Annotated in this window: 26 protein-coding genes and 1 pseudogene; 21 read left to right on the top strand and 6 right to left on the bottom strand. The window is 39.1% G+C overall.

What is annotated here, in order from left to right; translation table 11 throughout:
* Window positions 1–7 precede the first annotated feature (7 nt).
* A complete protein-coding gene (locus MHB39_RS13955) occupies window positions 8–574 on the top strand; it encodes an NADPH-dependent FMN reductase (RefSeq protein ID WP_112118365.1) in 567 nt (188 codons plus the stop codon).
* 59 nt (window positions 575–633) lie between these two features.
* On the opposite strand, the gene MHB39_RS13950 is transcribed toward MHB39_RS13955, so the two are convergent.
* Window positions 634–1659, bottom strand: a complete 1026-nt coding sequence (locus tag MHB39_RS13950; RefSeq protein ID WP_258859951.1) for a DUF2332 domain-containing protein — start codon at window positions 1657–1659, stop codon at window positions 634–636.
* 121 nt (window positions 1660–1780) lie between these two features.
* On the opposite strand from MHB39_RS13950, the gene MHB39_RS13945 reads away from it, so the two are divergent.
* Together MHB39_RS13945 and MHB39_RS13940 are read left to right on the top strand one after the other, a co-directional pair.
* Window positions 1781–2662 carry a LysR family transcriptional regulator gene (locus MHB39_RS13945; protein ID WP_342544196.1) on the top strand — a complete coding sequence of 294 codons (882 nt, stop codon included), beginning with the start codon at window positions 1781–1783 and terminating at the stop codon, window positions 2660–2662.
* A 111-nt stretch (window positions 2663–2773) separates the two neighbouring features.
* Entirely contained in the window at window positions 2774–3052 is a 279-nt protein-coding gene (locus MHB39_RS13940) for a DUF1450 domain-containing protein (RefSeq protein ID WP_312125338.1), read from the top strand.
* 49 nt (window positions 3053–3101) lie between these two features.
* Here MHB39_RS13940 and namA read toward each other — a convergent pair whose 3' ends face one another.
* A complete protein-coding gene (namA, locus tag MHB39_RS13935; protein ID WP_258859953.1) occupies window positions 3102–4112 on the bottom strand; it encodes an NADPH dehydrogenase NamA in 1011 nt (336 codons plus the stop codon).
* A 48-nt stretch (window positions 4113–4160) separates the two neighbouring features.
* Entirely contained in the window at window positions 4161–4964 is an 804-nt protein-coding gene (proC, locus tag MHB39_RS13930) for a pyrroline-5-carboxylate reductase (RefSeq protein ID WP_258859954.1), read from the bottom strand.
* Between the two features lie 347 nt (window positions 4965–5311).
* On the opposite strand from proC, the gene MHB39_RS13925 reads away from it, so the two are divergent.
* The 17 genes and pseudogenes from MHB39_RS13925 (at window position 5312) to MHB39_RS13845 (ending at window position 21706) form a co-directional block, all read left to right on the top strand.
* On the top strand, window positions 5312–6301 hold the full coding sequence (locus MHB39_RS13925) for an MBL fold metallo-hydrolase (RefSeq protein WP_176408510.1): 990 nt from the start codon (window positions 5312–5314) through the stop codon (window positions 6299–6301).
* A gap of 8 nt (window positions 6302–6309) precedes the next feature.
* Window positions 6310–7065: an SDR family NAD(P)-dependent oxidoreductase gene (locus tag MHB39_RS13920; protein ID WP_342544187.1), complete on the top strand. Its 756-nt coding sequence runs from the start codon at window positions 6310–6312 to the stop codon at window positions 7063–7065.
* Window positions 7066–7167: 102 nt separating this feature from the next.
* A pseudogene (locus MHB39_RS13915) lies at window positions 7168–7952 on the top strand (MerR family transcriptional regulator).
* Between the two features lie 74 nt (window positions 7953–8026).
* Window positions 8027–8833 (top strand): type II CAAX endopeptidase family protein, encoded by an 807-nt coding sequence (locus MHB39_RS13910; RefSeq protein ID WP_342544186.1) that lies wholly within the window; start codon window positions 8027–8029, stop codon window positions 8831–8833.
* A gap of 287 nt (window positions 8834–9120) precedes the next feature.
* Window positions 9121–10314: an argininosuccinate synthase gene (locus tag MHB39_RS13905; RefSeq protein WP_004231366.1), complete on the top strand. Its 1194-nt coding sequence runs from the start codon at window positions 9121–9123 to the stop codon at window positions 10312–10314.
* Between the two features lie 81 nt (window positions 10315–10395).
* Window positions 10396–11775, top strand: coding sequence for an argininosuccinate lyase (gene argH, locus MHB39_RS13900; RefSeq protein ID WP_016992885.1), 1380 nt, complete (start codon window positions 10396–10398; stop codon window positions 11773–11775).
* Window positions 11776–11978: 203 nt separating this feature from the next.
* The gene (locus tag MHB39_RS13895; RefSeq protein WP_036077386.1) at window positions 11979–12356 is read left to right on the top strand and encodes a carboxymuconolactone decarboxylase family protein; all 378 of its coding nucleotides are present in this window, start codon (window positions 11979–11981) and stop codon (window positions 12354–12356) included.
* Window positions 12357–12972: 616 nt separating this feature from the next.
* Entirely contained in the window at window positions 12973–13350 is a 378-nt protein-coding gene (locus MHB39_RS13890; RefSeq protein ID WP_342544181.1) for a GntR family transcriptional regulator, read from the top strand.
* Window positions 13351–13357: 7 nt separating this feature from the next.
* On the top strand, window positions 13358–14437 hold the full coding sequence (locus MHB39_RS13885; protein WP_342544178.1) for a DUF5808 domain-containing protein: 1080 nt from the start codon (window positions 13358–13360) through the stop codon (window positions 14435–14437).
* A 13-nt stretch (window positions 14438–14450) separates the two neighbouring features.
* Complete coding sequence (locus MHB39_RS13880; protein WP_342544176.1) at window positions 14451–15734, top strand: alpha/beta fold hydrolase; 1284 nt, start codon at window positions 14451–14453, stop codon at window positions 15732–15734.
* Between the two features lie 11 nt (window positions 15735–15745).
* Window positions 15746–16060: a DUF3784 domain-containing protein gene (locus MHB39_RS13875; RefSeq protein ID WP_036077384.1), complete on the top strand. Its 315-nt coding sequence runs from the start codon at window positions 15746–15748 to the stop codon at window positions 16058–16060.
* A gap of 305 nt (window positions 16061–16365) precedes the next feature.
* A complete protein-coding gene (locus tag MHB39_RS13870) occupies window positions 16366–17715 on the top strand; it encodes an IS1182 family transposase (RefSeq protein WP_342544174.1) in 1350 nt (449 codons plus the stop codon).
* Between the two features lie 339 nt (window positions 17716–18054).
* Window positions 18055–19242, top strand: a complete 1188-nt coding sequence (locus MHB39_RS13865) for a hypothetical protein (protein WP_333006850.1) — start codon at window positions 18055–18057, stop codon at window positions 19240–19242.
* Between the two features lie 17 nt (window positions 19243–19259).
* Window positions 19260–20432, top strand: coding sequence for an amidohydrolase (locus MHB39_RS13860; protein ID WP_342544171.1), 1173 nt, complete (start codon window positions 19260–19262; stop codon window positions 20430–20432).
* A gap of 108 nt (window positions 20433–20540) precedes the next feature.
* On the top strand, window positions 20541–20693 hold the full coding sequence (locus tag MHB39_RS13855; RefSeq protein WP_004231380.1) for a YpzG family protein: 153 nt from the start codon (window positions 20541–20543) through the stop codon (window positions 20691–20693).
* A 117-nt stretch (window positions 20694–20810) separates the two neighbouring features.
* Window positions 20811–21347 carry a hypothetical protein gene (locus MHB39_RS13850; RefSeq protein WP_339280082.1) on the top strand — a complete coding sequence of 179 codons (537 nt, stop codon included), beginning with the start codon at window positions 20811–20813 and terminating at the stop codon, window positions 21345–21347.
* 20 nt (window positions 21348–21367) lie between these two features.
* Complete coding sequence (locus MHB39_RS13845; RefSeq protein ID WP_036077377.1) at window positions 21368–21706, top strand: cupin domain-containing protein; 339 nt, start codon at window positions 21368–21370, stop codon at window positions 21704–21706.
* 30 nt (window positions 21707–21736) lie between these two features.
* Here MHB39_RS13845 and MHB39_RS13840 read toward each other — a convergent pair whose 3' ends face one another.
* Window positions 21737–22228: a GNAT family N-acetyltransferase gene (locus MHB39_RS13840; RefSeq protein ID WP_036077375.1), complete on the bottom strand. Its 492-nt coding sequence runs from the start codon at window positions 22226–22228 to the stop codon at window positions 21737–21739.
* 69 nt (window positions 22229–22297) lie between these two features.
* On the opposite strand from MHB39_RS13840, the gene MHB39_RS13835 reads away from it, so the two are divergent.
* Complete coding sequence (locus tag MHB39_RS13835; RefSeq protein ID WP_036077373.1) at window positions 22298–22726, top strand: NUDIX domain-containing protein; 429 nt, start codon at window positions 22298–22300, stop codon at window positions 22724–22726.
* Between the two features lie 52 nt (window positions 22727–22778).
* Here MHB39_RS13835 and MHB39_RS13830 read toward each other — a convergent pair whose 3' ends face one another.
* Both MHB39_RS13830 and MHB39_RS13825 read right to left on the bottom strand, forming a co-directional pair.
* The gene (locus tag MHB39_RS13830) at window positions 22779–23939 is read right to left on the bottom strand and encodes an aminotransferase class I/II-fold pyridoxal phosphate-dependent enzyme (RefSeq protein WP_036077371.1); all 1161 of its coding nucleotides are present in this window, start codon (window positions 23937–23939) and stop codon (window positions 22779–22781) included.
* Window positions 23940–23942: 3 nt separating this feature from the next.
* Window positions 23943–25058, bottom strand: a complete 1116-nt coding sequence (locus MHB39_RS13825; RefSeq protein ID WP_026023403.1) for a methionine biosynthesis PLP-dependent protein — start codon at window positions 25056–25058, stop codon at window positions 23943–23945.
* Window positions 25059–25560: the final 502 nt, after the last annotated feature.

Below are 25560 nucleotides of genomic sequence, written 5' to 3'. Positions count from 1 at the left end.
GCTCATTATGAAAATTGTCGCACTTGCGGGTTCTATTGTCGGCTCAAAAACAAGAACAGCTACGCAAAAAATGGTCGAGATGTTACAAGAAAAATACCCACAGCATGAAGTAACATTACTAGATCTTGCTGACTATCAGCTAGTTTTTAGTGATGGACGTAATTACTTTGAATATGAAGGCGATACAAAATATGTGACGGAAACCATTATGGCTGCAGATGCAATCGTTATTGGGACGCCAACATTCCAAGCATCTATACCAGCTACATTAAAAAACATCTTTGACCTTTTACCTGTCAATGCCTTCCGCGATAAAGTCGTCAGTGTTATTGTTACAGCAGGTACATCCAAGCATTATTTAATGGTGGAACAGCAACTAAAGCCGATCCTTGCTTATATGAAAGCGCACATCGTACCGACCTATGTATTTATAGAAGAAAAGGATTTTTTACGTAAAGAAATTGTCAATGATGATGTCCTTTTTCGTTTAGAACGGTTAGCGGAGGATACCGTGATGGTTACAGAGGCTTTTGCAGAAATTCGAGCCAAAAAAGATGCTGAATATGATTTTTAAAGATTAATAGAAGAAACGCTGTGAAGTAGTCTGACACAGCGTTTCTTTTTGTGTCAAGGCTAGCTATTTGACCATTCAAACCATCGTGCATGCCCATCTGGACGCGCCATTGTACGAATGGATTCTATAGTGCCTTGATCTATAAAATCTTGATGAAGTTTTGTATCAAATAAATTGTTATAGCAATGATAAAGAGGTCGCTCTAGGCTAATTTCTTTTAATTGCTCTATTAATGTATGACGTAATTCAATTGGTATTTGATTTGCGACATGTGTATGATAAATCACTAACATCGCCTCTTGCTCTATTGTTCGACTGAGCTCTTTAATCAGTTGAATCGCATCCCCTTTTACCAACTGAATATCTAATTGATTGATGATGGGAAGAGCCTGATTGAATAACATTCTACGTTCATGATGTTCAGGCCAAATTAACGCTTGAAGCCATTGACTTTCTTCTTTATTACCAAGATCAATTGGGTGTAAATCGATCCCTATTCTCTGCCAAACAACAGGAGGCTTTGACAAAGAGGCAGGCAAAGTTTCACCACGATTTTCTGAGATCAACACGATATCATTCTTAGTATTAGTAATCGCTACGTGTTGGTTATAGCAATAATTGTAGTGATCCATGCCAAGCTGAAGCCCAGCACTTGCGCCAATTTCGATGAAAGCCAATGGTTGTTGATGTTTGGCATAGATTTCAGTCATCATTGGGTAGAGATACGCACAACGTCGAATTTCATTTGTTTGTACCAGCTTTTCTTGAAACAATGTCGTTAATTCATTTGTATGTGACAGTACAAATGCTTTAAAAATAGGGAACACCTCCTGTATTGGATGCGGGAAAGGTGTGAAAGATGCATAATAATTTGTCAAAGGATCATTGGATGTAGCTAATAAATAATGAACTGCTGCTAACAATAAATTGGGTGCAGGCTGACCCTGTGGGATCAAGGAGGCAATATCTAACAAATCTTCATCATCGGCAATTTTATTTGCTAAATGTTCATACAGCGGGCTTGAGCCTTGACATTCCTGTTGTGCAAACATCTGAAATTGACGACTTAATATCGTGTGCTGCATATGCTTCGCTCCTTTTGCATACATAATCTAGTTCATCATTAGTCTATTCTTATTGTATAATTTAGTAAATTAAATATATTTAATAAATTTAATTAAGATTATTAATCAATGAGGTGAGGTTTTGGAATATAAATGGTTACAGTCTTTTATCGTCGCAGCCCAGACCTGTAATTTTCGTACAGCAGCGGAACAACTTCATTTATCCCAGCCAAGTATAACGGTTCATATTCAGCAGTTAGAGGAATTTCTACATGTACAATTATTTAAGCGTGAAAAAAATCGTGTGCAATTAACAGACACTGGAAGGCTTTTTCAAGTAGAGGCACAGGAAATGGTCAAACAGTGGGAACTAAGCATTGAACGGATTCGATTAGCAAGTAAAGGTATTCAAGAAAAGGTTATAATTGCTATGACCCCGTTAATGGTTGAAACGATTCTACCACATGTGATCTATCAATTTATCAATGATAACCCTTCAATTGAGATCTCAATTTTAGTAGAGGATTCAGCTAAAATAGAGGATTTAGTCAATCAGGATCAAGCTCATATTGGCATTTCATTATTACCAACACGTTATCGACATTGGCATCAAGAACTTCTGATCGATAGCCCATTAGAGTTAGTAATTCCCCTTGATGCCTATGATGATGAAACAGGCACGTATATTGATTATGAGGAGTTATTTCAAACGTATACTTTATTTACGCACCATCATCCAACAATTTGGGGAGAGCTATTACGTAAATTACGAGAAAAATATGTTTTAACGAAGCAAGTATCCATTTCTCAATCCTATGTGGTGAAAAGGCTAATAAAGGATGGTTTAGGGTTGTCGTTTTTACCTCGTATGATTGTAAGAAAAGAACGCATGGAGGGCCGATTTAATATAGTTCCTTTTGAAGATTTCCCATTACCGAGTGTACCCGTATACTTGTTTTATAAGGAATCTACACAAGTACCAGATGGATTATTAGATTTATTACAAACTAGAAATTATTTATAATTCACAAGATGGTCAAAAATGATAATGAAATGATGGTGTTCTGTGTAAGGGTTTTCATAGAGTTTATCGAATTATGGTATGATCGTTTTTAGAGAGTAGGGGGTAATAAACATGGTATTTTCTCTTTTTAAAAAAAAGAAAGAACCACAGCAGCTAAAAAATAGAGTGGAGTTTTGTATCACTAATTTATCACTTGGTGCGGCGGATGCGTATGATGTATTAATAGAACGGGATGATATTGAGATAGAGGAGTCTGGTTGTACATCCCATTGTGAAATCTGTGAGCAAGGTATTTTTGCCATAGTAAATGGAGAAGTTGTGACAGCAGATGACGCAGAGACATTGGTACAGGCTATTGATGAAGAATTAAAACAAAATCCACTTTTCTAATGAAAAAACAGCTTGCTGGATCACAAGCTGTTTTTTGATGGAAATGAAATTACCAACCACGAACGTATTGTACGGGAGGCTGCACGTCTTCTCCAAGCTCTTTAGCTGCATGTAGTGCCCAGTAAGGGTCTCGTAATAAAACACGCGCTAAGAATATTAAATCTGCACGATTATTTTGGAGTATCTCTTCGGCTTGAATGGCTGTTGTAATCAGACCAACTGCACCAGTAGGTAGATCAGCCCCATGCTTAATCGCTTCTGCATGTGGTACCTGATAGCCTGGAAAGACATTGATGGCTGCTGGTACAACGCCCCCTGTTGACACATCAACTAAATCAACACCCTGAGATTTCATCCAGCGGCTAAAAACAATAAAGTCATCCATTGTTGTACCATCTTCCGCATAATCTTCCGCAGAGACACGTACCAATAAAGGACCGTCCCATACACTGCGAACAGCATCGATGACTTGACGTAGAATGCGATATCGATTTTCCTGTGAGCCCCCATATTGATCTTGACGTTTATTCGTAGCAGGTGATAAAAACTCGCTAATTAAATAGCCATGTGCGCCATGAATTTCTAGTACATCAAAGCCAGCCTTTGCAGCTCGAACAGCTGCTTGTTTAAATGCCTCGATGACATAGTGAATGTCCTCTTCCGTCATTTCTGTTGGGGTTTTATAGTCTGAACTAAAGGCAATAGCTGATGGAGCAAAAATTTCACCGTCCACTGTTGCTTTGCGACCAGCATGTGCAAGCTGGATGCCTGTTTTAGCGCCGTACGCTTTCATCCCTTCAACTAATTGACTTAATCCTTCGATATGTGCATCATCCCAAATCCCTAAATCCTTATTTGAGATACGACCTTCTGGTACAACACCAGTAGCCTCTAAAATGATTAAGCCTACTTGACCAGCTGCACGTGTGGCATAATGGACGAAATGAAAGGGTGTCACCATGCCATCGTCTTGTGCTGAGTACATGCACATCGGCGCCATCACGACACGGTTTTTTAAGGTGATAGATTGCAAAGTATATGGTTCGAATAATTTACTCAAAATAAAGCCTCCTAATTCCTAGTGATACACTCTATTTTGCACATAATGCTACCCATTTGCAAGTGAACGAGATCGTGCCTCGGCTTCTTTAATGCAAGCTTCGATGGCTTCATTAAATTGATATTGCTCTAATGCCTGTATCCCTGCCTCCGTCGTGCCACCAGGACTCGTCACCTTTTTGCGTAAGACATCTGGTTCATCTAATGACTGTTTGAGCATCTCAGCTGTCCCCGCAAGTGTTTGAGTCATTAGCAAGCGCACCGTATCTTTCGATAAGCCTACCTTCGTCCCTACTCGTTCAAAAGCTTCCATTAAATAATAGATATAAGCAGGGCCGCTACCTGAAAGGGCTGTGACAGCATGTAACTGATCCTCATCAACTTCAATAACGGAGCCAACAGCCTCTAATAACTGGAGGAAAAGGATACGCTGGTCTGCAGCTACCTCGTTATTGAATGCAATGCCACTTGCTGACATACCGATTGTAGCGGAAGTATTCGGCATCACCCTTGCTACTGGCCGACTCCCTAAAAATTCTGTGATCGTATCAATCGCAATGCCAGCTAAAATAGATAATACAGCCGTGTGCGCTGTAAGTTTAGGCTTTAAATCACACATAGCAGCAATAGCATCTTTCGGCTTCATTGCTAAAATAACCAGATCTGCCTGTTGAAAAATCGCATGATCAAACACACAATGGACACCATATGTTTCATGCAAGAAATGTAAGCGTTCTTTGTCAGAGCGATTGGTGACATAAATTTCCTGTGGTGTAAACACCTTTTGTTTAATCCAGCCTTGCATCAATGCTTCCGCCATTGAGCCTGCACCGATAAATAAAATTTTTTTCATGAACAATACCTCCAGTTCAAAATAAAAAAGCGCTCTCGTCCTTATCTAGAAGGACGAAAACGCTCTCGTTTCCGCGGTACCACCTTTGTTTGCCAATTGTTGGCACAACTCTTAGCCCTCTTATCGCAAGGGAAACGGTTATGTTTGCATAACTGCTCAGAAGTAGGTTCGGTAATGGGAGCGGGTGATGTTACTCTCAGCAAATGTAACACTCTCTAACACCTTCACCAGTTACGTACTCGTCTTCTTCAACGCACATAAATAATTAGATTATTCAAAATTATAGTGAGGAATAGGCAACCTGTCAACAGGAGGATGACGAAAACAGAAAAAACTTGTAAAATAGAATGAATCAGTATTCACAAGTGCGTGAAAAGGGGGAAACAACTTTGTCTATATACAAAATAGAAATACCAACACCCTATGCAGTAGGAGATGTCAATGCATTTATTGTAAAAGGCGATGCACTTAGCATTTTTGATGTTGGTCCAAAAACAATGGAAGCCTATGATGCTTTAAAATGGGGGATTCGAGCAGCAGGCTTTGACATGCATGATATTGAACAGGTTGTGTTAACCCATCATCATCCAGATCATGCGGGATGGGTCGATGCTTTTCCACATGCAGAAATTTTAGGACATGCCTATAATGACAAATGGCTTCGTCACGATGAAGACTTTTTACGCTATCATGAACAATTTTACAGTGAACGTTTATTGGAGCATGGAGTACCACAAGAATATATTACAAAAAGTGTCCATGTTCGTCGTGAATTGGAGCTTGTAGGGGAACGACCATTAACGCAAATTTTGGCAGATGGAGATGAAGTGCCTGGGCATCCAGGATTAAAGGCAATCGAAACATTAGGTCACGCACAAAGTCATTTCATTTTTTGGGATGAAAAAACTCATCATGTGATTGGTGGAGATTTATTGCTTGAAAAAATAACGCCCAATCCATTAATAGAGCCACCATTGGATCGTACTGTAGGACGTACAAAATCTTTACTACAATATAATGCATCCCTAGAAATTCTACGTCAATTACCTGTCAAAATGATGCACACAGGGCATGGAGCAGAGCTAGAGGATATTCCGTCGTTAATTGATAAACGATTAGAGCGACAGCACCAACAATCAATGAAGGTTTTTGAATTGTTAGGCGATGATCAATTAACAGTTGTCCAAGTAACAAAACGCTTGTATCCGGCTATCTTCCAGCATCAGCTTGGTTTAACTTTATCTAAAACACTTGGTCATTTAGATTATCTAGAGGCCAATGAGTATATTACGTCAACGAAGACAGAAGCAGGTATCTATTTATTTCAAAGGAAGTAGGTTTATACATGAAACATCCTAACAAAACGATCTTTGTGACAGGAGCTACAAGTGGGGTTGGCTTAAAAATAACTGAATTATTAGTAGCTCAAGGGCATACCGTTTATGCCACAGGTCGCAATGCCGTTGCACTAAAGGTGCTAGAGCGTTTAGGTGCTCAAGTGATCCAAGCAGATTTAACCAATCTACATACACTTGATAATGTTTGTGCCCAACTACCACCGATTGATGTAGCGATTCTTTCAGCAGGTGTAGGAAAGTTTGCTATAGCCCCTGCTTTACAGGATGAGGATATTGCGCAAATGATCGAATTAAATGTTAGTGTACCGATTTATCTTGCCAAACGATTAGCCTCTAAGATGATAGAGCGCAAACAGGGTCATTTAATATTCATTGGTTCTCAGGCTGGGAAGGTGGCCACACCAAAAGCGAGTGTCTATGCTGCGACGAAACATGCTATTGTCGGTTTTACCAATGGATTGCGTATGGAATTGGCTCCATACAATGTAAAAGTGACAGCCATCCATCCTGGTCCCATTGATACACCATTTTTAGATAAAGCCAATGATACAAGTGGCTACCGAGAATCCTTAGGGCGCTTTTTATTGTCAGCGGAGGAAGTAGCTCAAGAGACAGTGAAAGCGATTGATCGTCCTGTTCGTGAGATTAATCTGCCTAGAATTATGGGATTATCGAGTAAATTGTATGCATTAGCCCCAGCGACCATAGAATGGTTGGGCAAATCATTTTTTCATAAGAAATAGCGAACTGTAAACATGCTTCAAGGGCATGTCTACGGTTTTTTTCATATTTATACATACGTGTAGATATAGTAGTGAAGAGGAAGCGATGAAAAGGAGACTTTGATGTATACAATTGGTCAAGTTGCAAAATTTTTAGGAGTTTCTAGAGATACCTTAAAATTTTACGAAGAAAAGGGATTAGTAAAGCCCCAGCAAAAAAGTGAGAATGGCTATAGAATATACAATCATTTTGATATATACGATATCACAACAATCAATTTTTATAGAGAAATTGATGTTGAAATCAAAAAGATTCAGGAATTGAGAAAAGGCAAGCGTATAGATGACATCCAATCAATGTTAGTAGAAAAGGAACAAGAAGTATTAGAGGAAATAGCTTATAAAAAGCTCCAATTAAAAAAGCTCCAGCTTGTAAAAGAGGATTGTCAAAAAATTAGCCAATTTTTAGGAACGTATACTATAAAGGAAATGAAACCATTAGAAATAATGGGCGAAATAGATCATTATACAGCCTATGATGAATATGACTCGTTAAAAGAAAATGCAGACAGTATAAAGAAAGCGGTAATTCTCACATCTTTAAGAAGAGTTATTCGGTTCAATGATAGCGGAATGCTAGAAAATAAATTTATGGTTGTCAGGAAAGTAGAAAATAGCGATCATCCAATTAAAGGTGAAGTTTTAGCGCATCCCAAATGTCTTTATACAGTTATTGAAGATGGGCGTTGGTCAAAAATACAGACAATAAAGTAGAGGCTAGTATAAGAAAAGTAGCTAAGGAAAATGGCTATGAGCTTTTAGGGCTTGTTTATATCAACTTATTGCTTACCACTTATGAAGAAGGGCTTGAACGTATTTTTTTAGAAATGTATGTACCGATAAAATAAAGGCAAAATGGGTTTGACCTGTGAGCAACCCCTAGGTTTATGCTGAAGATATTCAGATGAAATGGGGGATCTACTTGCGTAGAAAAAAGAAATTAAAAAAACCAGTAGCAAGCTTTATTATTTTAACCAATATTATTTTTTGGCCACTTTTCTGTGTTGTAGGAGCCGTCAAGCTATTAGGCTATCCTACTTGGCTATTTGATACCGTACGCTGTCTATCGGCTTGGTCATCCACCTTTGCCTTTGCGTTACTATTTCCAAGAATCTATCCTGGGCAACGTTTTATACACTTTGTCAAACAAAAATTCAAAAACAAATTGTCACTTTCAGTAATTGTTTTAATCGTGATGATACAAACAGCTATCTTTATCATGATTTTGTTTCAAATCATGAATAATTATGAAGAAAACTCTATTTTTACGCTGTCTTCATGGGGCATGCTCAGTTTTTATTTTGTTAAAACGCTTTTGTCAGGACCACTGGGTGAGGAGTTAGGATGGAGGGGCTTTGCACTGCTGGAGCTTCAAAAGAAGTATTCTCCATTACTAGCTTCTATTATCATAGGCTTTTGGTGGGGAATGTGGCATTTACCGATATGGCTAACAACAGGGTTTATGGGAATGGATTTGCTCAAATATAGCTTCTTCTTTATGTTATCGATTATAGCTACGACCATCATCATGACAGTATTTTATACGATCAATCAGAATTTAATGATTCCTATTATTATTCATCAGCTCTTTAATTTTTTTATCGGCTCCATCAATGGAAACCTAATTGATTTAATCATGTATAATGCCATTTTATATTCGGCGGTGGCCGTTCTACTTATTTTGATTAATCCTAAAAAAGTATTGTATAGGATACAATCTGCCAAGTAGCTAGAAAGAATCCAGTTTGTATATTGGATTCTTTTTTTCGTCCGTTGCTAAATTTATATAGTATACATTTATATATATAGTAAAAAAACGTTTTTTCGAGTGAATTGCCATGGATTTCTTGTCAACCTTATACAAGGAACGACTTACTTTTGACAATAAAAATAAAAGTCTATGAATTTATAAAAATACACTTGTATTTATTTTTATAACATGATACTATTCGTGTATAAACTTTTAAATGAATGTATAAACATACATATCGATAGAGCAATGGAGGCGCATTTTTAATGGCAAATAAAAAAGTGGTATTAGCTTATTCAGGTGGACTTGATACTTCGGTAGCAATTCCATGGTTAAAAGAACAAGGTTGGGACGTAATTGCAGTATGTCTTGACGTTGGCGAAGGGAAAGATCTTGAATTCGTAAAAAATAAAGCTCTTCAAGTAGGAGCGATTGAATCTTATATGGTGGATGCGAAAGACGAATTTGCTGAAGGGTATGCATTAATTTCTTTACAAGCACATACTTGGTATGAGCAAAAGTATCCATTAGTATCAGCACTTTCCCGTCCGCTTATCTCGAAAAAACTTGTAGAGATTGCTAATCAAGTAGGCGCAGATGCTGTTGCGCATGGTTGCACAGGTAAAGGGAATGACCAAGTTCGTTTTGAAGTATCGATTAAAGCATTAAATCCAGATTTAGAGGTATTAGCACCAGTACGTGAGTGGGGCTGGAGCCGTGATGAGGAAATCGAATATGCAATGAAGCATAATGTACCGATTCCTGCGACATTGGATTCACCATTCTCAATCGACCAAAACCTATGGGGCCGTGCGAATGAAGCTGGCATCATGGAAGACCCATGGGTGTCGCCGCCAGAAGAAGCTTATGGCTTAACTGTCTCTGTTGAAAATGCACCGAATGAAGCAGAGTATGTGGAAATCGAGTTTGTAGCTGGTAAACCAGTAGCATTAAACGGAAAAGAAATGAAGCTTGCTGATTTAATTCAAGAATTAAATGCAGTAGCAGGTGCTCATGGTGTAGGACGTATCGATCACGTTGAAAATCGTTTAGTTGGTATTAAATCTCGTGAGGTTTATGAAATTCCAGGTGCTAAAGTACTGTTAACAGCGCATAAAGAACTTGAGGATTTAACGCTTGTAAAAGAATTAGCACACTTCAAGCCAGTAATTGAGAAAAAACTTTCTGAATTAATTTACGACGGTCTATGGTTCTCACCATTACGTGATGCTCTTGAAGCATTCCTTGCGCAAACACAACAATATGTGAATGGTACAGTACGTGTGAAACTATTTAAAGGACATGCGATTGTAGAAGGACGTAAATCACCAAATTCATTATACAGTGAAAAGCTAGCAACATACTCGAAGGAAGATCAATTCAATCACGCTTCCGCTGTAGGCTTTATCGAGTTATGGGGTCTACCAACTGTAGTGAACTCATCTGTGAATAAAAAGTAATGTTGAACAAGCAAGGTGTGGTGGGGCATTTGTGCTTATACTACACCTTTTGATAAGTAATCGAGGAAAAGGTGAGCTGACATGACAAAACTTTGGGGTGGACGTTTCCAAAAATCAGCAGAAGCATGGGTAGACGAATTTGGCGCATCCATTGGCTTTGACCAGCAACTTGTGCTAGAGGACCTTGAAGGTAGTGTTGCACATGTCACAATGCTTGGTGCCACAGGAATTTTACCAGCAGCTGACGTAGAGGCCATACTAGGTGGTCTTGCCCAGTTAAAAGATAAGGCAATCGCAGGTGAGCTTGAATTTAGCGTTGCCAATGAAGATATACACTTAAATTTAGAAAAAATGTTAATTGATTTAATTGGTCCTGTCGGTGGCAAACTACATACAGGGCGTAGCCGAAATGACCAAGTAGCAACGGATATGCATCTCTTCTTGAAAAAGCGTGTGCAGGAAGCCATTGATTTAATTGTGACGTTCCAACAAACGCTATTAGATAAAGCACAAGAGCATATTGAAACGATTGCACCAGGTTATACGCATCTACAACGTGCACAGCCAATATCCTTTGCACACCATCTAATGGCTTATTTTTGGATGCTAGAGCGTGATAAACAACGCTTTACAGAATCCATAAAACGTATTGATATTTTACCTTTAGGTGCTGGGGCAATGGCAGGGACAACTTTCCCGATTGACCGTTTAAAATCAGCAGAGCTATTAGGGTTTAGCGAGGTTTATGCAAACTCCATGGATGCTGTAAGTGATCGTGATTTTATCGTGGAATTTTTAAGTCATTCCTCCTTACTTATGGCCCATTTATCGCGCTTTGCTGAGGAAATTATTATCTGGTCTACAGATGAATTTAAATTTATCGAATTGGATGATGCCTTTTCTACAGGTTCGTCGATAATGCCACAAAAGAAAAACCCGGATATGGCAGAGCTTATTCGTGGTAAAACAGGGCGTGTATATGGGAATCTAATGGGCTTATTAACGGTATTAAAGGGTACACCATTAACGTATAACAAAGATATGCAGGAGGACAAAGAGGGCATGTTCGACACAGTTCATACGATTCTTGGTTCACTTAAAATCTTTGAAGGTATGGTTCGTACAATGACTGTCAACACGGAACGTTTACATCAGGCTGTTCACGCTGATTTTTCAAATGCAACGGAGCTAGCAGATTACCTTGCTACAAAGGGGATGCCATTCCGTGAGGCACATGAGGTGACTGGTAAGCTAGTCTTTACATGTATTCAAAAGGGCATATATTTATTAGACTTACCATTGGAAGAAATGCAGCAAGAAAGTGCGTTAATTGAAGCGGATATTTATGATGTACTGGCGCCAGAAGCGGCTGTTCGCCGCCGCCACTCCTTAGGTGGTACTGGCTTTGAACAAGTAAAAATCCAAATTGAGAAAGCGAAAGCCTGTCTTGTAGCCATTTAATTATTGCGTGCATGTCCTTGTGACTTTTTGCATAGATATTCATTAAAGCTGTCCTGTGAGGCACTATGAAAACCTTTAACCTTTTTCAACTGAGCCAGAGGGTGACGTGAAGAAGAGAACCTTACATATGTGAAGGACAATCCCCAATTCTGGAGACGCGGAATTGGGGTTTTTGTATAAGTAAATGTAGGAGGGATGAAGAAATGAACGAACGTTTTACAAAGGGGCTCGAAGCAATTAAACAATATGTGACAGAGGAAGAAGCAGCACGGATGATTGAATCCGATGCATTAGCCGATATAGCACCCGATTTACGCAAAATGATTATTGAATTTGCTTACGGTGATGTCTATTCACGACCTGGGCTGGATGCAAAGAGTCGAGCCCTCGTCGTAATCACAGCAGTTGTTACACAAGGTGCTGCACCACAAACCAAAACGCATATTCAGCGTGGATTACATGCAGGCTTGACACAGACAGAAGTGGTCGAGGCACTTTTACAATTAGTACCCTACATCGGTTTTCCAAGAGTGCAAAATGCTTTAACGATAGCCCAACAAGTCTTTACAGAAAAAAGCTGAAGCATGTATAAAAAATAGGGAATGGCTCATAATAAGAGAGGAACCACTTATTAATCTAATCTGATGGGGAGGATGCAGAATGAGTAGTAATAGTCAAACACCCAAAGACCAAGAATCTCAGGAAAGTCCGCCACAACTGTTGAAGGTTGAAGCTTTTTAAATCTTAAGCCTAAAGGTGAAACAGAACATTCTGTTTTGCTATAGATTAAGAAGAAGCGTAAACCATATCAGTTAAAATCAAATAGAAGCAATAAGTGTCCATGGATCCAGAATTATTCTGGGTCCTTTTTGTTTCTTATTCTATAGTTCACAAGATCCGCTCTAAATGAAGTTCAAAGCGCTCCTAAGGAAGGAGAACCCGCTCTAAATGAAGATTAAAGCGCTCCTAAGGAAGGGGGATCCGCTCTAAATGGAGTTCAAAGTGCTCCTAGGGGAGGAGAACCCGCTCTAAATGAAGTTCAAAGCACTACTAAGGGAAGGCTCCCGCTCTTATTGTGAAAAAAACTCTACTCAACACCATAAAAAATTCCTTCATTTGACATCAGAGAAAATCTGTATTACTCTATACATAACAGATTTCTGTTTGGCTATAAGCGATACAGATTGGAGGGGTTTTATGCAAATACAATTAGATCCAAGCAGTGAATTGCAGCTATATAAACAATTGGCTAATCAAATAATTGAATGCATTGCAAGTGGCGAGCTGAAAAATGGTGATACTTTACCGTCTGTGCGTGCGATGGCTACCGATTTAGGTATTAATGTTAGCACGGTCAGTAAGAGTTATCATGAACTTGAAGAGAAGGGCTTAATTGAATTAAAGCCGAAAGCAAAAGCGGTCATTATTGGTGGTCAAAAGAGAGAGCTGGAAGAAACGGAGGTTGAAAAAGTCGAAAATGCCTTGAAGCCTATTATGGCGGAGGCTTTTGCGCGAGGGCTCGAAAAAGAGCAAATGACCAGTTTGTTCCAGCGAATTTTAAAACAATGGAAGTAGGGGTAGTATGCTTATAATCTTAGGCATCTTTATCATTGTCGGGATTTTGGAAACAATGACACCGCATTTAACAAGAAAAACGATTGTCTTTGGTGTTTCCATCCCAGAACCTTATGTCAAACATCCACAATTAAAGCTGTGGAAGAAGCATTATAGCCAAGTCATCGCAGGGATTGCAGGCTTATTTTTAGTAGGTCAAATCGCTCTCTATCTTTCACCTATACAAGAGGAGAAGGCGTCTTTAATATCCTTTATCCTATTGTATGTCATGCTTCTTTTATCATCAGGACTTTACATGAGTTATCATGTCAAAACTAAAAAATTAAAGGTGCAGGAGCAGTGGGAGGCACAAATTAAAGCAGTATATGTGACAGATTTATCGATCCGCCAAAATGAAGAAACATTGTCACCTATATTTTTTAGCGTACCCATCATCATCACACTTGCATTAATCGCTTTTACGTACATGAACTATGAGTCAATCCCAGAGGTTTTTGCGACACATTGGAATGGAGCTGGAGAGGTCGATGGTTGGACTCAAAAATCACGGCTCTCAGTCATCAGTATGCCGCTTATATTATTGGCAATTCAAATTAGTTTTTTCATGATGAATCAAGGCATGAAAAGTGCCAAAATCCAATTAAGTGCACAGGCCAAAGAAGCATCCATCCATCGGGAGTTAACTCAGCGTAAATACGGAAGCTGGTATCTGGCTGCCATTAATTTTAGTATGACAATTCTATTTGTTGTTTTACACTATACAACCGTTATTTTACAAGATCAAACGGCTCCCTACTTTTTCCCACTTTTTCTTGTCTTTAACGTCGTTACGTTGGGTGGTTTACTAGTGTTCATTTGGAAGCTCAGTAAAAGTAATGAACGTTTTGATGAGGTACATACAAATGAAACAGCTGTGACAGATGATCAATACTGGAAATGGGGTGTTTTTTATTGCAATAAAAATGATCCATCCTTATTAGTGCCTAAAAAGTTCGGGATCGGTTGGACTGTTAATTTTGCGAACAAATGGTGCTATATCTTAATTGCTATTACTTTACTGCCAATTTTATTGGTGATTTTCATATAGAAAGGAAGATTGGATGAAAAAATGGTTATTGATTTGCTGTACAATTTTACTTTTAGCTGCCTGTGGGCAAAAAGAGGTCACTGCTCAACATCAAGGAACAAAGGGGACAAATGCAATGAATGAACAGTTTATTGGAAAATGGGAAGGAACTATTGAAACGCCAAATGGACCATTACCGATTATAATCGATTTAAAGAAGGAAAGTGGTACATTATCCGTGCCAGCACAGGGCTTATCTAATTTTCCATTCCAAAGTGTGACGTATACAGGTGATAAAGTAAAAGTGGCCATTAATTTAAACGGCTCTGCTATTGCCATTAATGGCACAATCAAAAATGAACAAATAGAGGCTACATTTCAACAAAATGGTGGAAAATATCCTTTAACACTAAAGGCTTATAAAGAGGAACCTGTTACCTATGACACATTAAAAATTCCCGTTCAAAACGGTAACTTAACAGTAGCTGTACAAAAGGCTTCTCCATCTCCATCCCCAGTGGCACTGATAATAGCAGGATCGGGGCCAACGGATAAAGACGGTAATTCCGCTTTAGCTGGAAAAAATAATAGCTTGAAAATGTTAGCGGAAGGTTTAGCACAACAGGGCATTGCGACGGTGCGTTATGATAAGCGAGGACTTGGAGATAATCAAGCGCTCTTAACAAAGGAAGAGGATGGAACGTTTGACCAATATGTTGATGATGCTGTGCAAATTATCCAAACATTGATGGCTGATAAAACCTACACAAGTGTCCATGTGATTGGACATAGTGAAGGCTCACTCATTGGTTTGCTCGCGGCTCAAAAGACAGGCGTAGAATCCTTTGTCTCCATTGCCGGTGCAGGTAGACCATTGGATGAAGTGCTTTTAGAGCAATTAAAGGGTCAATTAGCACCAAAGCTTTTCAACGAATCCACGAATATTTTGACAGCTTTAAAGCAAGGGGAGCAAGTGAAAAACATTTCGCCAGAGCTACAAGCCCTTTTCCGTCCATCTGTACAGCCTTTCCTGATTTCCTTGCTAAAGTATCAACCTGCTGATGAGCTAGCCAAAGTAAAAGGACGTGTATTACTGTTACAAGGAACAACAGATTTACAAGTGAAGGAAGCGGATGCCGAGGCGTTAAAGAAAGGCAAAAAAGAGGCAAAATTACTTTATCTAGAGGGTATGAATCACGTATTGAAAAAGGCACCAGCAGATCGTGCAGAAAACTTAGCAACCTATGCAAACCCTTCGCTGCCACTGCATGAAGAATTATTACCAGCAATTGAGCAATTTATTAAAAATGAAAAGTAGGATGATTAACCTTGGGAGTTATTGTCTATTTAATTATCATGCTGCCGTTTCTCATCTTCGCCATTGTTCTATCGCAAGGTAAAGGAGCTTTTCTACTTGCAGGTTTTAATACAATGGCACAGGAAGATAAAGAACAATATGATGAAAAGGCATTGGCAAGATTTATGGGAAAAATGATGTATGGCTACTGTTTTTGTGTCCTTTTATGGATTCTAGACGAATTATTCCATACACAATGGTTATTTCACGTTGGTCTTGTGCTTTTTGTCGCACTCACGCTTTTTTTATTGATCTATGCGAATACAGGTAATCGTTTCAAAAAATAGCATGTAAGTCAAAGTAGAACCATTTTATAATGGTTCTATCAGACTGTAGACAAACTCAATGAAATTTTGAGTTTGACTACAGTCTTTTTTCTTTTACAATAAAATAAAGTAAAGCCGTTGATTTCCACTACGGGCGGACGCTTTCCGCGGGCGGGGTCGAGCTGCTTCCCTCGCTTCGCTCAGTCCAGGATCTCGACTTTCCCGCTTTTCCCGCAGGAGTCGCCACCCTTCGTTCCAATCAACTTCTACATAAAGAATTCCTAATTCATCTATTGATAAAAAGTACACTTTCGAGGTGATTAACCATGATGACGAAAAATCAAATCAATGAACGTGAACAATTAGAAATGCTAACGATTGATCAATTAGTTCCCCAAGATCATTTAGTACGAAAACTAGAGGCGGCTATTGATTTTTCATTTATCTATCCTTTAGTAGAAAACCTCTACTCTGCTAAAGGACGCCCTAGTATTGATCCTGTTGTTCTCTTTAAAATGACGTTTATTCAGTACGTTTTTGGTATACGGTCCATGCGTCAAACCATCAAAGAAATTGAAACGAATATGGCGTATCGTTGGTTTTTAGGATTTGGCTTCCATACAGAAGTCCCGCATTTCTCTACCTTCGGTAAAAATTATGTCCGTCGCTTTCAAGACACTGATATATTTGAGCAGATATTCTATCGTATATTAAAGGAGATTATGCATCAAGGACTCCTCCATGCAGACCATTTATTTATCGATTCTACGCATGTGAAAGCGAGTGCGAATAAACGAAAGTATGATAAAAAAGTTGTGCGAAAAGAAACACGGGCTTATGAAGAGAAACTTCAATTAGAGTTAAATATGGATCGTGAGGAACACGGAAAAAAGCCCTTTCCCCCGGAGAAGTTTGAAAAGGAAGAATGGAAAGAAATAAAGGAAAGCACGACAGATCCTGAAAGTGGATATTACGTGAAGGATGAACGTACGAAACAGTTTGCGTATTCTTTTCATGCAGCGTCAGATGAAAAGGGCTTTGTCTTGGGTGCCATTGTAACTCCGGGAAATGTGCACGATAGTCATGTATTACAGCCACTTGTGGAAAAAGTCATTGAAAACGTTCAAAAACCATTAGCTGTTGCGGCAGATGCAGCCTATAAAACACCAGCGATTACGAATTTTTTATTAGAGAATCAAATGTTGCCTGTTCTTCCTTATACACGTCCTAAAACGAAAGATGGATTCTTCCGAAAGCATGAGTATATATATGATGAGCACTATAATTGTTATCTTTGTCCACAAGGACAGATATTGAAGTATACGACAACGACTAAAGAAGGGTATCGTCAATATAAATCGAATCCTTTGATTTGTGCGAAGTGTCCAAGCCTTTCCCAATGTACAGAAAGTAAGCATCATCAAAAACTCATTCAACGCCATATTTGGGAGTCGTATGTGGAGGAAGCTGAACATTTACGCCATTCCTATGACATCAAACAGATTTATGCAAAGCGCAAAGAAACGATTGAGCGTATCTTTGCAGATGCAAAAGAAAAGCATGGTATGCGATGGACAACCTTAAGAGGTCTAAAAAAATTGTCCATGCAGGCGATGCTTACTTTTGCTGCCATGAATTTAAAGAAACTGGCTACTTGGACGTGGCAAGTAGCTTAAGAGAGCAACTATGCTCGAAGAGTATGCTAGATTTGGTTGTATAGGACCAAATCTAAAAAAGAAATAGAAAGAAAAATGACAAAAGCCATCGAGAGTGAACCTCTCGATGGCTTTTGTCTACAGTCTGGTAGAACCATTTTATAATGGTTCTATTTTTTTTGAAAGCGCTTTATGAAAATTCTTTAAAATCTAAATATTTGGAAAACCGTAATTTTAGTGTCGCGAATATGCTCGTTCTTACATTGTTTTTCTTCTTTTCTGTAAAAATAGAATTTTAAGAATAATTAGTATTATTATAGATGACATTAAAAAATTACTAAGTTAGGAGAATTCTTTGATATGTCGCAAATGTTAGCACTGACGATAGTACTTGCTATTCTTTACATCGGAGATATTGTAGCAACAAGAACGAAGGCGTGGATTCCATCTGTGTTCGTCTGTGCGGTTTTATTTTTAATCGGCTATTGGACATTCTTCCCGAAAGATATTGTGAGTATTGCCGGGATTGGTCCAGTCGTTGCCACGATGTTAATGTATTTACTAATTACAAACATGGGTACACTTCTGTCCCTTAAGGAATTGAAAAACCAGTGGAAAGCCATTGTTATTTCTTTAGCTGGTATTGTAGGCATCATCGCCATATTATTTACAATTGGCGCCTTGCTATTTGATTTAAAAACGATGATTGTTGCAGTTCCACCATTAGTCGGTGGTGTTGTGGCAGCGCTAGTGATGTCAGAAGGCGCTTCTGCGGCTGGCTTAGAGGATTTAGCCGTCTTTGCCATTGTGATTTACGTCATTCAAGGTTTTGCAGGATACCCCATCACGTCCATTGTATTGAAGCGTGAAGCAAAACGTTTATTAAAGGAACACCATCAGGGGAATTTACAATCGGTTACAGAGGTAGAGGAAGATGCTGAACAGTTATCTGAGCAACCGAAATTATTTAGGAAAATTCCTGCTAAGTACAATACAGAATACTTTAAATTTTTCCGTTTAGCGCTTGTTGGATTATTAGCGTATGGTACATCTACAGCATTAGCACCTGTAGTGACAGTCAATGCATTAGTGCTATGCCTAGTGTTTGGTGTGCTTGCATCGACATTTGGTTTTTTAGAAAGACAACCATTGCAAAAAGCAAATGGCTTCGGCTTTGCCATTATGGGCTTAATGCTCTTTATATTCGATGGCTTAAAACAGGCATCCCCTGAAATGCTGATGCGTATTATCGTGCCATTAGTTGTGTCAATTGTCTTAGCGGTCATTGGTATGTATATTTTCTCTTTCATCGCAGGGAAAGTTTTAAAGGTCAGCCCAAATTTAGCATTTGCTGTATCCTTAACAGCGCTCTATGGGTTCCCGGCAGATTATATATTAACGAATGAAGTAGTAAAATCGTCCACAATCGATCAAAAAGAACGAGATATGCTGTTAAGTCATATGTTGCCACCGATGCTTGTGGGAGGTTTCATTAGTGTAACGATAACATCAGTTATACTAGCAGGTATTTTTGTCAATTGGCTATAAAGAAGGAGAGAGTCAGCATGAATAAAATGAAAGAAATTATTGCAGAATTAAATAGTGAGCTTGTGACGATTCGTCAAAAATTGCACAGCGAGCCAGAGCTTTCTTGGGAAGAGTATGAAACAACGAATTATGTAGCAGCGTATTTAGAGAACCTTGGTATTCCGTATAGACGAACAGAGCCAACAGGCATTATTGCGGAGTTAAAAGGGGGCAAGGAAGGAAAAACCGTTGCCTTACGTGCGGATATGGATGCATTGTCAGTTTATGAAATACGAGAAGATATTCCGTATCGCTCTAAAACGGATGGTAAGATGCATGCCTGTGGTCATGATGCACATACAGCCATGTTGCTAATTGCAGCTAAGACATTACATACGGTACAAGAAGAAATTGAGGGAACAGTTCGTTTTATTTTCCAGCCAGCTGAAGAAGTAGCTACAGGCGCAAAAGCGATGGTAGAGCAAGGAGCAATGAAAGGTGTAGATAACGTCTTTGGTATTCATATTTGGTCACAAATTGACACAGGAAAAATTCAGTGCAATAAAGGTCCTGCCTTTGCCTCTGCTGATATTTTCAAAGTACGCTTTAAAGGGCAGGGCGGGCATGCCGCAGTACCACATGATGCCATTGATGCCGTGATGATTGCTTCAACGTTTGCTTTGAATGTTCAAACAGTTGTGGCACGTACAGTCAATCCACTTCGACCCGCCGTTCTTACAATTGGAAAAATGGAGGTTGGTACACGCTTTAATGTAATTGCGGAAGATGCCATTTTAGAAGGGACAGTGCGTTGCTTCGATAAAGAGGTTCGTTCACATATCGAAGCGCAAATTCGTCATTATGCTGACCAGATTGCCTCACTTTATGGTGGCACAGCAGAGGTTGTTTATGAATATGGTACACAAGCCGTCAACAATGATGTGGCGAGTGCCAGCTTAGTCGAGCGCCTTGCAGCTGAACATTTTGGCGCAGAAGCTTATCATATTGATGATCCGACAATGGGTGGAGAAGACTTTAGCTTTTACTTAGATGAAGTCCCTGGCTGCTTTGCCCTAGTAGGCTCAGGCAATACAGAAAAGGATACACGCTGGGCACATCATAACGGTCATTTTAATATCGATGAAGATGGTTTGCGCGTTGGAGCCGAATTATATGTACAATATGCATTAACTTGGTTAAGCGAAAACTAATAAAGTGAAGTAACTAAGCTTCTTATGAAATTAGTATAAATTCACCTTAGCTGGTCATAATAAAGAAGATTTCACTTATGAAATCTATAATGATGAGGAGGATGAAAAATGAGTAGGTTCGAACAACTAGACCCCAAATCTCAAAAAATCCACCGCAACTGGTCAAGGATTAAGCGATCAAAATCGCAAGTAAATGGTGAAACGGAGATTACCCTCCATAACCGTCTCTTGCGAAGTGAAGCAAAGGCCCGTCAGTTTTAATCATGCTAGAAAAGTAAGTGTCATCAAGCCCAGAAAAAATTCTGGGTTTTTCTTTATGAGTAAAATGAGAAAGATGTATAATATAAGTAATTTCTAACAGAAAAGGAGAGGAATGCTATGATTACGCCTATTCCAATTTATCTACAGCCATTTGCAGAAAACGTGCAGTTTATAGATGGCGTTGAATCACAGTTTCAGCTCCAATCTAGCGCAGGCAATAAACAATTTGAAATTTGGTATCACGGTGATTTGCTAATGATTGAAGGAGAGGAAATGCCTTTTATTACAGGCTCAACCGCTAAAATCGTTGCCAAAGATCCTTTAACAGCGGAGGAAATTTTGCTCTTTGATGCCACGCTACATGGTTATAATGCGCTATTTTGTGAGGCGTATACCGAGGCACATCATGACAACCGTCCACTGGAGAAATATATTCTGCCTGTAACAGAAGTGGTATTATCATTTTTCTATAATATCGACTATGACGAAGAAATAGACGACTATGAGGTAGATGAACAAGAAAATGTACGGCTCATAAATGGAGAAACCGCTAACTGGGAAACGATTAAAAGAAATGGCTATGATGCATTTGCTTTTTATTTCAAAAAAGAAGATGGAACACTTTTAGCATTTGCTGAAGAAGAGCTAGCCTAATAGGAAAGGATTTTCGCGAAATGCAAATCATACAATTTACACAAGATTTAGCAAATCCAATACATCAATACAAATCCGTCGATACATTTTATAGAAAAATCACGAAAACGGAAATGCCTACGACGATCGGTTTCATCTATATTGAGCCAGGTGGAGTGGTTGGTATGCATGAAGCCCCCGTTCCACAGCTCTTTATCGTTATTAATGGAGAAGGATGGATTAGTGGTGTAGATGCTGAAAAAATCACGCTAAAAACAGGGCAAGGCGTGCTATGGCAACAAGGACAGGCACATGAATCTGGTAGTATAACTGGCCTAACAGCACTTGTTATCCAAGCGGAGCAGATAAATCTTACATAAATAAAAGTGTAACGGTAGTTGCAAGAACCGTTACACTTTTTCGTATTGCTTCACCCATTTAACTGTCTTAAGTAGATGACCATCAAATTGTTCATCAAATTCTTCTATCGATACAAATCCCTTTGCTTGATAAAAATGCATACCAAGTTTATTTTCTTTCTCTACACAAACAAATAAAGACGATAGATTTGGGAGCATACGTAAGCCTTCCTGTAAGAGTGCAGTACCAATGCCCTTACCATGCATATCAGGATGTAAATAAATCGCATATAGCTCCGCCTCACCTTGTGTTACATTTGAAAAATTAGCAAAGCCTACTAGCTTTTCATCAAAAATTGCAACAAGAAAGGGACTATTGATAAGACGTTCGATTAAACGTTCTCGACTATAGGCTTGTTGTATAAAACGATCTTGAATGTCATGAGGAATGATTCCCTCATATGTATAGTGCCAGCTTATTCTAGCAATTTCTTGTACAAAAGTAATGTCATTTTCTTGCATCTGTCGTATAATAAGTGTCAACACTTTTCACCTGCTATTCCAATTTTTTTCTTTATTGTAACATTTAATCATTCAAAGGGGGTCACTTTCATGCAAGTAGTTGAAAAAGCATTTGGCTATATCACGAGAACGCATGAGGATCAATTACAGGTACTCGTATTTGAACAGAATTCAGTTGGGGCAGGTATCCAGGTGCCCAAAGGTACGGTAGAGGAAGGGGAAACACCTTTAGATGCTGTGAAACGTGAAATGCTAGAAGAAACAGGTCTAACCACACTTGTCGTTCAAGCGTTAATAGCACAGGACTATTTTAATCATCCATCAGGTGTTTTACAGAAACGGTATTTTTATCATTTAACATCCGATGAAACACGAAATACATGGCAGCATCATCCAACTGGCTTAAACGAAGGGGATTTACTCTTTTCGTTCTATTGGATTTCAGCTGAGCAAGATGCCTTGCTAGCAAAGGGGCATGGGGATTATTTATACCGATTGTTAGCAAAGGTGAAAAATTGAACCTATCACAATTAAACCGCGTCTAGTTGACGCGGTTTTTACGTTGATTCAACTAAGCCTTGGCAGCAATCTCTAGGGCTTGTGCAAAATCAGCAATTAAATCATCCACATGTTCAAGTCCTACAGAAAAACGTAAAAGGCCATCAGTGATGCCACGTTTAGCACGCTCCTCAGGCTCCATAGCAGCGTGACTCATTTTTGCAGGGTAAGACAGAATAGATTCTACTCCTCCAAGAGAGACCGCAAATACTGGAATTGTCATCGCCTCAACCAATGCTTTTGCAGCAGCATAGCTTGGTAGTCGGAAGGATAAAACAGCCCCAGGACTCGTGCTTTGACGCTGATGAATAGCGTAGCCAGGGTGTGAAGCAAGTCCTGGATAGTAGACCTGCTCAACTAGTGGATTACTAGCCAAATAGGCAGCAATTTTTTGTGCAGATTCAGCAGAACGACTAAAACGTACATCTGTTGTTTTAATGTTTTGTAGAAGTGTAAATGAATCCTGCACACCTAAAATATTACCGAATGAATTTTGGATAAAGTAGAGATCCTGTCCAAGTTTCTCATCTGCAGTAACCGTTAAGCCAGCAATAATATCAGAATGTCCAGATAAAAATTTCGTTGCACTATGAATAACGACATCCACACCAAGTTCTAGTGGGCGTTGATGTAACGGTGTCATAAAGGTATTATCCAAGAATGTAAGGCAGTGGTGTTGCTTGGCAAGCGCCACTACACCACGAATATCTGTAATACCTAACGTTGGATTTGATGGTGTTTCCATATAAAGTAGTTTTGTAGCAGGCGTAATTGCCGCTTCTACAGCTTGTAGATCCGTAAAATCTACAAATGTATGGGAAATCCCAAAGCGAGGCAACACCTTTGTGACAAAACGATAGGTTCCACCATAAACATCCTCAGTCATGACGATATGATCTCCCTGCGATAACAGCATTAACGCTGCTGACACGGCAGCGATACCAGATGAAAATGCATGGGCACGAACGCCACCCTCAAGCTCTGCTACAGCTTTTTCTAACGCATCTCTTGTAGGGTTGCCTGAACGAGCATAATCATATTCTCCAAATTCATCTATACTTTCTTGATGGAAGGTAGAGGACAGATACATTGGGACGTTAACAGCCCCTTTTTTATTACCATAGCCATCACGAACACCTGCGTGAATGAGGCTTGTTTCAATACGTTGCTTCATCAATTACGCCTCTTTTCTTAGGATATCAAACACTTGTCGTAAGTCTGCAATTAAATCTTCAGCTTCCTCAATGCCAACAGAGAAGCGTAATAAACGATCACAAACGCCACGCTCCACACGCTCTTCATACGGCATATCTGCATGTGTTTGTGTAGCAGGATACGTAATAAAGCTTTCGACACCGCCAAGACTTTCTGCAAAAGTAATTAACTTTAAGTTACGAAGGAATGGGTCAATCCACTCAGGCTTTTGCAAGCGGAATGACAGCATGCCACCTTTTCCAGTATAAAGGACATCTGTCACTAACTCTTCTTCCTCTAAGTAAGCAGCAATCGCCTTCGCATTAGCATCATGTTGTTTTAGACGAAGATGCATTGTTTTTAAACCGCGAATAAGTAACCATGAATCCATAGCTCCTAGCACCATACCACTGCCATTATGAATAAAGCCAATGCGTTCGGCTAATTCTGTGCCTTTAGCAACCACTAGCCCAGCTAATACATCATTATGACCACCAATATACTTCGTTGCAGAATGAAGCACAATATCTGCGCCTAATTCAATAGGGCGTTGGAAGTATGGCGTATAAAATGTATTATCCACAATTAGCCATGCCCCATGCTTATGTGCTAACTCCGCATACACTTGTAAATCAAACTCCTGCATAAGTGGATTTGTTGGTGTTTCAATAAATATTGCACGTGTATTTTCATTCATTAATGCTTCCACCTGTTCAACCGATTCAAATTTTGAATAAACAGGCTTAATATTATAAGTATCTTGGAAGAAATTAAAAAGTCTATATGTACCACCATATAAATCATCTGGCACGACTAATTCATCGCCTGGTTTAAATAGGGATAACACCAATTGAATGGCAGCCATCCCGGAACTACAGGCAAAGCCCATATCGCCACCCTCTAAATCAGCAATTCCTGCTTCTAAAAGAGCACGTGTAGGATTTTTTGTACGTGTATAGTCAAAACCAGTAGATTCACCAATCCCAGTATGTTTATAAGCAGTCGATAAATGAATGGGTGGGCTCACAGCTCCTGTTGCTGGGTCACTTAAATTACCAAGTTGTACAAGCTTTGTTTCAATACTTCTGTTTAATGTCATGACGTCACTCTTTTCTTCAATATTATTAAAAGCAACTAATATTGCTTTCAATTTAATAGTATTCTCAATAATTGTTACCAATTTAACATGGATACTAAAGAAGAACAAGTTGATTTCTGAAAATTAGCTAGATTATTTAAAGTTAATCACCTAGGAATAGTAGGAGATTAATTTACTTCCTGTTATTTTCTAATGGAGTGATCTTAGCAAGAATGAGCAGTTTCAAATAGAGCTAAAAGAAGTGGAGGATAGTTTCTAGTTAGCGGATACAAGATAGAAAGTAGCGGATAGAAGGTGAAAACTGATGGATAGAGCAGGCGAAGTGAGGGATAGATTCTGAAGTAGCGGTTAAAACATGAAAAGTAGCGGATAGAGCGTGAAAAGTGATGGATAGAGCAGGCGAAGTGAGGGATAGGTTCTAAAGTAGCGGATAAAACATGAAAAGTAGCGGATACAACGTGAAAAGTGATGGATAGAGCAGGCAAAGTGAGGGATAGGCTCT

It is taken from the genome of Lysinibacillus sp. FSL K6-4013 (genome assembly GCF_038630435.1).
In the GTDB taxonomy this organism is placed as follows: domain Bacteria; phylum Bacillota; class Bacilli; order Bacillales_A; family Planococcaceae; genus Lysinibacillus; species Lysinibacillus boronitolerans.
The sequence above is the reverse complement of the archived record's forward strand: the minus strand, read 5'-3'. Positions and strand labels throughout refer to the sequence as shown.